Origin of the sequence: Affinundibacterium seohonense, from assembly GCF_014284305.1 — a bacterium.
Classification (GTDB): Bacteria; Pseudomonadota; Gammaproteobacteria; order Burkholderiales; family Burkholderiaceae_D; genus Undibacterium; species Undibacterium seohonense.
In genome coordinates this window covers 1-12,006 of the sequence record NZ_JACOFW010000022.1, presented here as the reverse complement: position 1 = coordinate 12,006, position 12,006 = coordinate 1, and the positions used below count along the sequence as shown (strand labels likewise).

Here is a 12,006-nt window from a genome sequence, read left to right as displayed (position 1 = left end):
AATCAAGCAGCGGATTAGTGGTATTCGCTCATGAATTTGGAGAACGCTATGCAAACTTATTCAACACAAAAACAAGCCGGCTTTACCTTGATCGAATTGATCGTCGTGATCGTGATTTTGGGAATTTTGGCAGCGACGGCATTACCGCGCTTTGCCGATCTCGGTGGTGACGCCCGTATCGCTAGCGTGAATGCTGCACGTGGCTCATTGGCAGCGACTTCCGCCATGGTACACGGTGCATTTTTGGTGAGAAATTCACCAACCACCGTGGACATGGAAGGCTTCGCAGTGGCGGTTGTCAATGAATATCCAAGTGCCGCCACCATCGCGACTGGTGCTGGTATTACCGTCGCTGATTATGACATTACCGCCACAGCCACTACGGTCAAAATATCACCAAAAAGCGCTGGTGCTACCGTACATACGGCGGGGACGTGCTCCGTCGTGTATACCCAAGCAGCATCAGCTGGTGCAGCGCCGGATATTACGGCAACGACAGGCGGATGTTAATGCTTGTGTAGTCTCATCAACAAAAGCGTAGATTATTTTGATCTACGCTTTTTTTTCGCCCTCTTTTCCCGCCAAACTCCGCTACAACCTAATTAGTCCGCAAAGCCAAATAGATATCCGTGCGCAAATCCAAAGGCGCGGTCTCACGCGGATCATTGAGGTACTCTTCATACACTGCCACATCCGCCGCCTCATACCCCGACGCTGGCAGCCAAACACCAAATAACCATTCATACGCCGCATGCATGTCAGAATATGGTCCCTGATAATGCAGCACCGCACAGGTGGCGGCAGCAATATCATAAGCTTGCAAGGGTGATTGCGCTTGATTTGCCTGCTGCTCGGGACTGACCGTCAGACAAGCCCAAGAACGCAATTTAGCCTCCTCCACTAGAGATGGATCATCGAGATAAATGCCGATGGATCGGCTGTGCGGACCAAACAATTGTCGACTAGCAGCAAGTCCTTGCAATTGATCAAACGCCTGACCTATCCCCATATAATCGCCGTGATGTGGCAGCGCCAATAAACACATCGCTGGTACCTCTTTAATCTCTACAGTAAACATCGTGTCGCTCCTCAAGTGCTGTGGTGAATAAAACTGTGTATGACTCCCCTCTTTGCGATACCTCGCTGGCGGCATGCCATATACACTGGAAAAAATACGAGTAAAAGATTGCACATTCGGATAAGCACAAGCCTGGGCAATCTGTTCTATGCTTTGCTCCGTTTTTGCTAACAAGCCAGCGGCACGTTGCAAGCGTAAGCGTTTCACGGTGCCGGCTAAACTCTCACCACAAAAAGCCTGATAAATTCGATGCCAGTGATATGGCGACATACAGGCAATGTCAGCCAACACATTAAGATCTAAATCGCGTTCAAGGTTTTCATGCACGTAATCAATCACACGCTGAAAACGCCGTTCATAACTAGCGCGATGGGCGCTGATGGAAGTGAGTTCTTGATTCATATCGTCCCCGTCTGTATCAATGACGAGAACAATATCATGGAGTGATTTGACAAATCTTGCGGACTTGCAGTGGGCGATTAGTTGATTATTGAAAGATTATTGAGGAATTACAAGATAAGAGCATTAAACCCGCGGGAATGATGTTCGGTTAAACCTTGTCCTCCATAGCGTCAATCCCTCGGTGTAAAAGCCTAACGTCACTGGATCCCTGCCTGCGCACACTGCTGTACGGAATAAGATTTTGGACAATCGTGTAGCGCTGATGGCGCTTGACATACACGATGACATTGCATGAATGGACGTGAAAAAGAACGATACGTAGTGGGCGTAAATATTCCCTCTCCCGCGAGCGGGAGAGGGTTAGGGTGAGTGTGGTTCAGAAGCTGCAGTAAGATTTCATACAACTACGTGGCAAGGAGATAGCGTTGTTTAGATTTCTAAATATCGTTAATCCAATCTGACGCGCCCTCATCCCAGTCCCTTCTCCCGCTTGCGGGAGAAGGGAGATTTAGCCAAAGCTATAAAAAAAATTACTCCAGACAGCAATGTGCCTACGCAGGGATGACGCACTGACTTTTTGAGCTTAACTGAATCTATTTGAAAGAATACTGCGCACTCACATAGAAAAACCGGCCGCGTGGATCGGTGTAGCTTGGGTCATAGCCAGAGATAAAGAAATTAGCCTGATTAGAAAATGGCGGCGTGGTATTGAGCAAGTTTTGTATCCCAGCCCGCAGATTAAGATTTTTGCCCAGCGCATACGATGCTGACAAATCCCATAAAGAATACGCTTTCACCCGATTGGCCGCGACAATGCTGCCATCGTCAATATTGATCGCTGAGTTTTGATCTTGATAGCCAGAGAAATAAGTATTCCCAAGATTCAAGCCCAGAGCACCGTGCTCCCAACTCATGGACAAACGATGACGCCAGCGTTGCACTACACCTTCGGTGACAAATTTGCCGAGGTTACTGACATAAGGATCGCCCGGATTGGTTTGCAATTTGGAGTTGAGCATGTAGGTGCCTAACATGCGGGCACTGATTTTCCCCCAGCTCGTGTTAATGCCATGCATTTCGATTGCCAGATCGAGGCCAGAGGCGATTTGAGAGCCACGATTTTCTTTGCGCAATTCTATGTAATCGATATACTTATCTTCATCGCGATGAACGAGATCGCCGTACTTATCCAAATTGCCCAAAATCACATCATCGCCAATTTCACTGATCAAATTGCTGCGTTTGATATTCCAATAATCAAGGCTAAAAGTCCAGGCACGCACGGGTTCAAAAATCACTCCCACCGTATGTTGTTGACTGCGCTCAGGTTTAAGATTGGCATTGCTGTAGCGGCGTGTATCCCAGCTATCTGCACATACCGACAAATCATTATCGTTGTCCTTACAATAAACTGGATCAGGCAACGTAGCCGTTGAACTGTATTGGGTTGGTCGATACAGATCGGACATCGATGGTGCACGGAATCCACGACCAACGGAGGCGCGGAATAAGAGTTCTTGACTAGGTTGGTAACGCAAACCCACTTTAGGGCTGGATGCGCCACCGACGCCTTGATAACGATCATGGCGCAAAGAAAGTTGCGCTTCCCATTGCTTGCTCAACGGTGCCAACAATTCCGTATAGATGCCTTCGACAGTACGGGAATCTGCAGTGCCTGTGCCGCCTTCGGGCGCAAAATCATTATTGATGTTGTCACTCATTAACAAGGCTGAGGGCGTGAAGATACTACGCTCACGACGCCACTCTGCCCCCACCGCCAACGATAAATCACCGCCATCAAGACGCATTAAAGGACGCGCAGCTTTAAAGTCCACGCTAGTCATCGTGCCGCGCGCGTAACGGACTTCATCATTCACTTGCAGGCTATTGAGTAATTTGATTCCTGCAGCACTAGACGGGCCAAAAGGATTGATCAAGCCGTCTTCAATGCCATCCATCAGTTCATTGTATAAAACATAGCCGTGCGTATCGCGATCGCGTACGACATTGCGACTTTGATTAACACCAACATCGTAATCCCAGCCTGCGAGTGTGCCTGTTAAACCGACTACAAAACGCTGTGCTTCACTGGTCAATTCGCTGGTGCGATTACCTGCTTCTTTCAGACGCATGCGCAAGGTCACTTCACCAGGATATTCATCGTCGGTCAAGGTGTGTAAATTGGTATTGGCTAACTGCGGTATCAGTCGATAGTCGACATAACCAGTGACCCGCGCAGACGATCCTACGTAATAGGTCTTCGCTTTACTCCAAGTCGCCTCGGCATACAATTGATGCTCAGGATTGAGTTGGAATACCGCACGACTTAGTAAGCTCGACTTATCCGACTTAGGATACAACTCGGTATCCCCCATGTAGTCATACGTACAGGCATCGGCACCGCCAGTACCCGCAGGTAGATACAGATTTGCCGCGGGTTTACAGGTGGGAATAGAGAAATTGATCAGACGATTTTCAATTGGTTTGCCGTTGATTTTAAAGCCTTGCTCTTGCAAGTAATCAAGCTGATTCGAAGTTAAACGAATATTCGCTGGATCGGTATAGCCCGATAACAAATGTCCGAGTCGCTCGGGAATTTTTAATTCAGGAATAAATTTTCTTTGTGAGGTAAACAAGCTGCCCGTATGTTGTTGATCAAAAACGGCAAATACATTGTAACCATCCTTACTCAAATCACCGATACCACCTGCCAAAGTGAAACTACGTTTTTCGGCGCCACCTTCTTGTGTTCTGCCGGCATAGGCACTGGCCTCAACACCTTGATAATCTTTACGGGTAATAAAATTGATGACACCACCAATCGCATCGGTGCCATATAAGGCGGAAGCGCCATCGAGCAAAATCTCGACGCGCTCAATCGCCGCAGCAGGAATATTATTCAAGTCAACGCCAGCATCATCGCCTGGCGAAGCAAAGTTTGCCATGCGTCGACCATTTAATAACACTAAGGTCGATGACGTGCCCAAGCCACGTAAATTCACCGAATTGAAACCACGTTGATCACCGCCGACATTGATACTGATGCCATCGGTTAAACCACCAATATTTGCGGACACTTTCGCCATTAATTCGGCAGCAGTTGTCACGCCTAATTTTTGAATATCTTCGCGGGTAATCAACTGTACCGGCAAGGCTGATTCACTATCGACACGCTTAATCGCCGAACCGGTAATTTCCACCCGCGCCAGCGGTTTACTGTCACTACTCGTTTGTGCGAAAGCGGGGACTGCCGTGATCGCCATCAACAGCAAAACAGCTTGCGAAATGGCATGGCGAGAGAATGAAAAACTGGAGGTATCCAAAGATGGGCTTACAAGTTTTGACATGTTAGATTCCAAGAGTTAAGAGGCGAAAAAGCTTGGTCGCCGGATTTTTTTATTGAGACATTTGATGCGAATTTGAGAGATAGCGAAACAGACAATCTAATTTATTTGATACACACCACCCGAACTTGTTTCATATCGGTGACACCCGACAACACTTTTTCGATGCCATCCATCTTCAGAGTCAGCATGCCATCTTCTAAAGCGGCGGTAAATAATTCTGAGACGCGGCCGTGTTCTTGTATCAGTTTTTTGACCGGATCGGTACCGACCATCAGTTCATGCAAACCAACGCGTCCTTTATAGCCATTTCCGCATTTGTCGCAGCCTTGCGGGCGATACAGTGTGAATTGTCCTTTGTCATCGGCATAAGCTTCAGTCCATTTTTTCAACACCTGCCGCTCACCTGCCTCGGCATCACGCTGAAATTCGTTGGTCGCTTGCAACTCGGCACAATACTCCTTAAGTAAGCTTTGCAATTCCACTGTGCTGGGGTGATAAGCGACTTTGCAATTGCCGCACAGACGTTTGGCCAGTCGTTGCGCCAAAATTCCCAATAGCGCATCGGCAAAATTAAATGGGTCCATGCCCATATCGAGCAAGCGGATGATGGATTCTGGTGCACTATTGGTGTGTAAGGTGGCGAACACTAAATGTCCAGTGAGCGAGGCTTCGAGGCCAATGGAGACGGTTTCTTTATCGCGCATTTCACCGACCATGATGATGTCGGGGTCGGCCCGTAAAAACGCCCGCATGACAGTCGCGAAGTCCATTCCTGCTTTACGATTGACTTGCACTTGACGCAAACCTTTTTGGGTAATCTCAACCGGGTCTTCCGCCGTCCATATCTTAGTTTCTGGTCGATTTAAATAACTCAACACCGAATGCAAGGTCGTGGTTTTGCCGGAACCGGTTGGACCACAGACAAAGAAGATGCCGTAAGGTTTTTCGACGACATTTTTCAAGCGTTCTAGATTGTGTGGCAGCACGCCTAATTTATCGAGGGGAATTGGTTCGCCCGCTGCGAGTATCCGCATCACCACATCTTCCATTCCTCCTGAGGAAGGGATGGTGGCGACGCGCAATTCAATGTCGAGTGGACCGTATTTTTTGAACTTAATTTTGCCGTCCTGCGGTTTTCGCCTTTCCGAAATATCCAAGTCACACATGATCTTAATACGCGCTAATAGAGCGCTGCGATAACTCGCTGGGATCTCGATATACGGTGACAGCGAGCCATCTTTGCGGAAACGAATCAGGGTTTTTTCTTTGCCTGGGCGTGGCTCGATGTGAATATCAGAGGCGCCTTGCTGATAGGCATCCACGATAATTTTATTGAGTAATTTGACTAATTCATTATCGACTGCGGCAGAGACTTCAGTGGCGTTGGCATGGCTGTCGTCCTCATCATCTTCCATGCCAGACAGTAATTCACCAACACTGGCAGTGTCGCCAGTTTGACCAAAAAATTGATCCACAGTGAGTTTAAATTCGCGCTTGGTGGTGACTTTATAGTGCAAGCGGGCGCCGGGAAAAATCAGATTAACCACACGGGTGGTTTTCACTTGCTCTGGATCGACCGCTAAAATTGTCATGCCGTTTTTATCTTCGGAAATAGGCAGCCAATTGTTCTCTTCAACGTATTGCCGCTTGAGCTTTTTTACCAGCTCCACATCAGTCACACGGTCATGCTGCAAGGCGTCATAGGGCACGCCAAAAAAACGGGCTAAAGCGCGACCAATTTGCGCCGGTGCGACTTGAAATTCATCGATCAAAACATCTTCTAAATCAAGTTGCTTTTGACGTGCGGAACTAATCGCCAATTCAAATTCTGGCACTGACAAAACGCCATCGGATACTAAGCCATTAAATTTCGATGGTGGTATCGGCGCTGGCTTATTTTTTTGCGTGAAGGCAATCGCCAAGGTCTCACACAATTCACGCACACCTTCTTGTGCGATCGACGTGAAGGCGAGCCCGTGACGACTATTGATAAATTGAATCGCGCCCAGCAATTCCGCCTTATCGGCATCAATAATCGGCGCTACCAACATTTCTTTGGTGCGATAACCAGTGCGTTGATCAATGGCTTTTTGAAAGTGTAAATGCGGTGAAATCGCCAATAATTCAGCTTCGTCATAAACATCGTTAATGCATAGCACTTCTTTATGCATGGCGACATAACCCGCAATACTTTGATCCGAAATCGGCAAACGAATGTCTTTGAACGTATGCAAACCCTTTTTCACTTTAGAAATCAGACTAGCGCCATCAGGAGACACCACATAAATCGTCAACCGGTCGCAATCAAACAAGTCGCAAATATCCGCACTCAAGTCCAACATAATCTGGTCAACAGCGTTGGTTGCATGAATTTTGTTAGTCAAAGTTTGCAGTCGTTTGAAGAACAACAGCCGCTGCGCAGCACTGTCTGCTTTTGCTGTGGACGTAAGTGGCTTGGCCTGCATAATTTCCATCTTTCTCAGCGTAAGGAATGGCTCGAATAAGAATGTTGTTGCCTGCATTATCACTCAATCGATTGCGATACCAAATATAAGTCACCAGAGATAGGACACATCTGCAACAGATCTAGGTTTTTGTTGATGTATGCCAACGGATCTAAGCCGGCTGATGCCTAAACTGAAATAGCTTTATTTTTGAACGATGAAAGAAAAGATTAGGTGAATTGTGATAAAGCCTGTATATTCCGGTTTGTACTTGCATCAGGTCGTAATATTGTTGGTCCCAATTCCGCATGGCTGTTCTTCTCTAGTCGTTCTGTTTTATCTCCTTCGGTTTCATCTCTTGGTTTTAAGTGCCTAGCAGGCAATGTTGCCTATCGGCCGTCAATCACGCACAAACGTTGTTTTGCGCAGTGGATACTGCCACTAATCTAAAGGAAATAAAATGAGTACTCAAACTGGAATCGTCAAATGGTTCAACGATGCTAAGGGCTTCGGCTTCATCACACCTGACGCTGGTGGCGCGGATTTATTCGCTCACTTTCAAGACATCCAATCTTCTGGTTTCAAGAGCCTGTCGGAAAATCAACGCGTTTCTTTCGAACGCAGCGCTAGTCCAAAGGGCGACAAAGCCAGCAACATTCAGATTTTGTAATTACTACAAAATCTAAACAAATTTGATGTGTGATGTTCGCATGACATATCAAAACGAATGCAGGTCAGCACTGGGCTAAGCCCTTATGTGCGACAGCTAAAATGAGTTCACACCACGCAGATAGCTTGGGTGAATTTAATTTAGATTCACACCCACATTCAAACTGCAAATGGTCGCCGTAAGTCGGGCAATAAACCCGACACACAGACCGCACAAACTGGTTCTAACCGGCTACAGCCACTACGCAGATAGCGTGGGGCGATAGAAAATGGTTTAGCCAGGCCTGATGAAATTCAAGATGTCACCATCATTCGTGATTGGTGCAATATGAAACATCAGGCAAAGCTAAAATTTCGCAAAATAACATGCTGATTTGTGTACTTTGTGATTTGACGATAAGTCGTCAAACGCAATAATTTGCTGCAAATAATTTGTACTTTGCACTGCTCCTGTGTGATCAAACAGCCGCAGCCGCATAATTCCGAAGGTACACCACGCAGATAGCATGGGTGCCGGAAACTTAGTGATACTTGGCAGATAGCCCTGGTTGTTAATGAATTATCGCAATGCATGAAGAGCCCGCCTTTGGTGGGCTTTTTGCTTTTTAAAGCGCGGCTCCTTTGCCGATGTTGGTCGTTGACATCACTTACAAAATCAAATTTGACCGTAACAACGCTAAGCACGATACTGAGCGCCTGCCAAAAACATACTTTACGGCAATCTCAATAATCTCGGAGTCTTAGATGAAAAACACCCTATGTGCCGCCTTAATCGCTGCTGCGTTTAGCTTTAGCAGTAATGCATTTGCTGCTGATACCTTGATCACTGCTAGCCAGATGTTAGATGTGCGTAGCGGCAAAATGCTCAGCAATCCGCAAATTCTTGTGCGCGATGGCCGTATCATCAGCGTTAAACAAGGCGCCAATCCCAGCGTCGATGCCTCAGTACAAAAAATTGATTTAGCAGGAATGACGATCTTGCCTGGTTTGATCGACATGCATGTGCATCTCGATTCTGATCCGACCTATGGCGGCTATAACACATTGCAATTTGGTGATCGCTTTTGGTCTATCTTGACTGTTCCACATGCCAGCCGCACCTTGGATGCGGGCTTTACGACGGTGAGAAATGTAGGCGCGGATGCTTGGAACGATGTCGGCTTACGTCAGGCCATTGAAGAAGGCAAAGTACGTGGTCCACGTGTGGTCACCGCCGCGTACTCATTCGGTGCCACAGGCGGCCATTGTGATTCCACGTTTTTCCCACCATCCATGAATCAGCAGAGCGCCTTTAATGCGGATAATCCAGAGGAAGCTCGCAAACGTGTCCGTGAGTTACGTAAATATGGCGCCCAAGTCATCAAAATCTGCGCTACCGGTGGCGTGTTTTCTCACAACACCGAGCCTGGACAGCAACAAATGAGCCTGAAAGAAATGACGGCGGTTGCCGAAGAAGCCCATCAATGGGGCTTACGTGTCGCCGCACATGCACACGGCAGCACAGGTATTAAAGATGCCATTCGTGCTGGCGTGGATACGATCGAGCATGCAAGCTTGATTGATGATGAAGGTATCGCGCTCGCCAAGAAGCATGGCGCGTATTTGTCGATGGATATCTATAACACCGATTACACCCAATCCGAAGGTAAGAAGAACGGCGTGTTAGAAGACAATTTGCGTAAAGATCGCGAAATCGGTGAGATCCAGCGCGAAGGATTCCGTCGCGCCCATACTGCGGGTGTGAAAATGGTCTATGGTACCGATGCGGGCATCTATCCCCACGGTGATAATGCAAAACAATTTGCCACAATGGTGAAATATGGCATGACGCCGATACAAGCGATACAGTCGGCCACTATCAATGCGGCTGAAGCTTTGGCCAGTAAAGAAGTTGGTGTCATTGAAGCCGGTCGCCTGGCAGACTTGATTGCCGTCGCTGGCGACCCTAGTAAAGATGTGCGCTTATTGGAAAATGTCGCGGTGGTGATCAAAGCTGGTGTGGTGGTGAAAACTGATAAAAAATAGTCAGTGGTTTGAGCTAGGTCATGGACTCAAAAATGGCGCGCTCTCTTCGGAGCCCGCCATTTTTTTCGATATCGAACAACTTATCGCTAGCCTGTTTTCTTCTTCAACTTCAACTCTCCCAAAATTTGTGCTGCACGCTCGGCCGCTGCTTGTTTTAATGCGTCACTTGCCTGCATCGCCATCTCTGTACGACGGAACCAATCGGCGCTGATGCTATCGCCGAGTTGGTCGGAAACTAGGTGCCATGCATAGGCTTCGGTGGGATTTTTTTCTTGGAAATACAATTCCGCGATGATGCCTGCAGATCGAATATTGCCCGCAACTAAGGCATCTTGGAAAGACTGTTTCGCGGCCTTGGCGTAATCCATATTTTTATCGAAATCGGGATGCTGAGTTTGCCCCTGTATTTCAAAATAGTATTTTTCACCAATATGCATCATCGCAAAAGCATCGCCTGCTTTTGCCATTCGACGCAGTGTCTTTAAATCTTTGCTGTAATACTCAGGCGGCAGCATATATCCTAATTCTTGTAGTTTTTTGGTGCGTTCCGCCTCCGCTGGTGAGACCACTTCTGCCACTGGTAATGCTGCCATATTTTGCGGCTGATTTTTGATGTCGGCAGCGCGTTGCTCTAGAGCTTCGGGACTAAGATTCGCTAATCCAAATGGTGATGCCTGTGAACCAGTGCCATGTTGGTGCTCGGCGTGGGTATTTATGACTTGATGGGGGTTCACCGTACTTGGGGTCGATGCGCGCTTATTCGTCGAGGTCATGGATGCGTTCGCAGAGTTAGTGTCCTCGCCTTGCCACAACTGCCAAGCCGCAACTGTCATTAATAGTGCACCGGCACCTATCCCTATCAGCATCATTTTTTTCATGTATCACCTGTTGACTGTGGACGTCCTCCACCACTACGGTCGCGGAAGACGTCACGAAATACCGACTACGAACATGCGTTTGCTTTGTCTAGATTACACGCGTGGCAAACTGTTCAAGCACTTAGTGATGCCATTGGTGTAGCCCCAACGCGTGTAATAATCGCGCTGCGCTGGCGTGCCGTGATCACCACCGGCGTAAGCGCGAGCTGTGTTCACCGCTGACGTCAGAAAATTCGCATAGCGCAAGCTATCAACTGCATAGCGAATGAAAGAGCCACCAGCGCAATCGGCTTGCAATTCCATGTAAGGCTGAGGTTGACGAATATTGCGGGCAAATTGAATGGTATGGCCCCACTCATGACCTAAGATGGCTTTCGCTGAATAGTTACCATAATTATTTTCCGCACCCTGTAAGAACGAAGTCCCAACGCTGATCGTGTATGGGCCACAGGCAAATGCGGAAAGTGAGGATTCACCACATGCACGACGATCGATGTAAATCGTCGGATTGGAATAACCGCCGAAAATGCCGCGGATTTCGCTACCGGTTTTGTTGATGTAAGTGGCGTTGACGGTGACTGCATTTGCCGACTGCGCCAAGCTAGTTGCCAACAGTGCGGCAACGACTACGCTTTGATATGTCTTCTTCATGATGTTCTCCCAAGATTAGATATGTTTTTCATGCATTATGGATTGCTGCCAACACCTGCTTGGTGCGAATTGAGCACGCAATCCGACATTATTAAAGTGCATCTAAAAATATTAATGAAGTCTTATTTATCGCCAAACTGTCAGTACGAAACACCATCACTAGTCCACCATTCGCTACCTCTGGGGTTTCCTCGTATTTCTGAAGTCTGCAACGTATAAAATTTTTAGAAGCGTATTACCGACTCCAGATAATCATGTATTCATGCCTTAAAGTCACAATAGCTTTTCTCAAAAATACACATCTAAAAAACGACATCGACTTTGGTTTTGCTAGAAATTTGAAACATATTCCAAATATTATTTTGTACAAATACCGAATCACACGTGTAAACCTCCCTTAATCAGTGCCAGGTATTACTAGAGTTTTGAGGTTGGTGAAACAACCGGAATTCAACAGGGGTCATCCCGTTGAGTGAATCATGTGGGCATTGCTCGTTGTAATCGTTCATCCA

General features: G+C 47.3%; 8 protein-coding genes. 3 read left to right on the top strand and 5 right to left on the bottom strand.

Going from position 1 to position 12,006, the window contains the following annotated elements:
- The first annotated feature begins 48 nt into the window (after nucleotides 1-48).
- Nucleotides 49-510 (top strand): prepilin-type N-terminal cleavage/methylation domain-containing protein, encoded by a 462-nt coding sequence (locus H8K52_RS21635; RefSeq protein WP_222613809.1) that lies wholly within the window; start codon nucleotides 49-51, stop codon nucleotides 508-510.
- Between the two features lie 88 nt (nucleotides 511-598).
- On the opposite strand, the gene H8K52_RS16360 is transcribed toward H8K52_RS21635, so the two are convergent.
- From H8K52_RS16360 to H8K52_RS16350, 3 genes are all read right to left on the bottom strand, one after another.
- Complete coding sequence (locus tag H8K52_RS16360; protein ID WP_186923982.1) at nucleotides 599-1,480, bottom strand: AraC family transcriptional regulator; 882 nt, start codon at nucleotides 1,478-1,480, stop codon at nucleotides 599-601.
- Between the two features lie 593 nt (nucleotides 1,481-2,073).
- Nucleotides 2,074-4,827: a TonB-dependent receptor domain-containing protein gene (locus H8K52_RS16355; RefSeq protein WP_186923981.1), complete on the bottom strand. Its 2,754-nt coding sequence runs from the start codon at nucleotides 4,825-4,827 to the stop codon at nucleotides 2,074-2,076.
- Between the two features lie 101 nt (nucleotides 4,828-4,928).
- Nucleotides 4,929-7,301 carry a GspE/PulE family protein gene (locus H8K52_RS16350; RefSeq protein ID WP_425507552.1) on the bottom strand — a complete coding sequence of 791 codons (2,373 nt, stop codon included), beginning with the start codon at nucleotides 7,299-7,301 and terminating at the stop codon, nucleotides 4,929-4,931.
- 430 nt (nucleotides 7,302-7,731) lie between these two features.
- On the opposite strand from H8K52_RS16350, the gene H8K52_RS16345 reads away from it, so the two are divergent.
- Both H8K52_RS16345 and H8K52_RS16340 read left to right on the top strand, forming a co-directional pair.
- A complete protein-coding gene (locus H8K52_RS16345; RefSeq protein ID WP_186891624.1) occupies nucleotides 7,732-7,941 on the top strand; it encodes a cold-shock protein in 210 nt (69 codons plus the stop codon).
- Between the two features lie 743 nt (nucleotides 7,942-8,684).
- The gene (locus H8K52_RS16340; protein WP_186923980.1) at nucleotides 8,685-9,965 is read left to right on the top strand and encodes a Xaa-Pro dipeptidase; all 1,281 of its coding nucleotides are present in this window, start codon (nucleotides 8,685-8,687) and stop codon (nucleotides 9,963-9,965) included.
- 86 nt (nucleotides 9,966-10,051) lie between these two features.
- Here H8K52_RS16340 and H8K52_RS16335 read toward each other — a convergent pair whose 3' ends face one another.
- Entirely contained in the window at nucleotides 10,052-10,843 is a 792-nt protein-coding gene (locus H8K52_RS16335; protein ID WP_186923979.1) for a hypothetical protein, read from the bottom strand.
- A 93-nt stretch (nucleotides 10,844-10,936) separates the two neighbouring features.
- The gene (locus tag H8K52_RS16330) at nucleotides 10,937-11,494 is read right to left on the bottom strand and encodes a neutral zinc metallopeptidase (protein WP_186923978.1); all 558 of its coding nucleotides are present in this window, start codon (nucleotides 11,492-11,494) and stop codon (nucleotides 10,937-10,939) included.
- Nucleotides 11,495-12,006 lie beyond the last annotated feature (512 nt).

Bases quoted from the DNA above. Each gene is read 5' to 3' on its own strand.
- H8K52_RS21635 (WP_222613809.1), top strand. From the start codon at position 49: ATGCAAACTTATTCAACACAAAAACAAGCCGGCTTTACCTTGATCGAA.
- H8K52_RS16360 (WP_186923982.1), bottom strand. From the start codon at position 1,480: ATGAATCAAGAACTCACTTCCATCAGCGCCCATCGCGCTAGTTATGAA.
- H8K52_RS16355 (WP_186923981.1), bottom strand. From the start codon at position 4,827: ATGTCAAAACTTGTAAGCCCATCTTTGGATACCTCCAGTTTTTCATTC.
- H8K52_RS16350 (WP_425507552.1), bottom strand. From the start codon at position 7,301: ATGGAAATTATGCAGGCCAAGCCACTTACGTCCACAGCAAAAGCAGAC.
- H8K52_RS16345 (WP_186891624.1), top strand. From the start codon at position 7,732: ATGAGTACTCAAACTGGAATCGTCAAATGGTTCAACGATGCTAAGGGC.
- H8K52_RS16340 (WP_186923980.1), top strand. From the start codon at position 8,685: ATGAAAAACACCCTATGTGCCGCCTTAATCGCTGCTGCGTTTAGCTTT.
- H8K52_RS16335 (WP_186923979.1), bottom strand. From the start codon at position 10,843: ATGAAAAAAATGATGCTGATAGGGATAGGTGCCGGTGCACTATTAATG.
- H8K52_RS16330 (WP_186923978.1), bottom strand. From the start codon at position 11,494: ATGAAGAAGACATATCAAAGCGTAGTCGTTGCCGCACTGTTGGCAACT.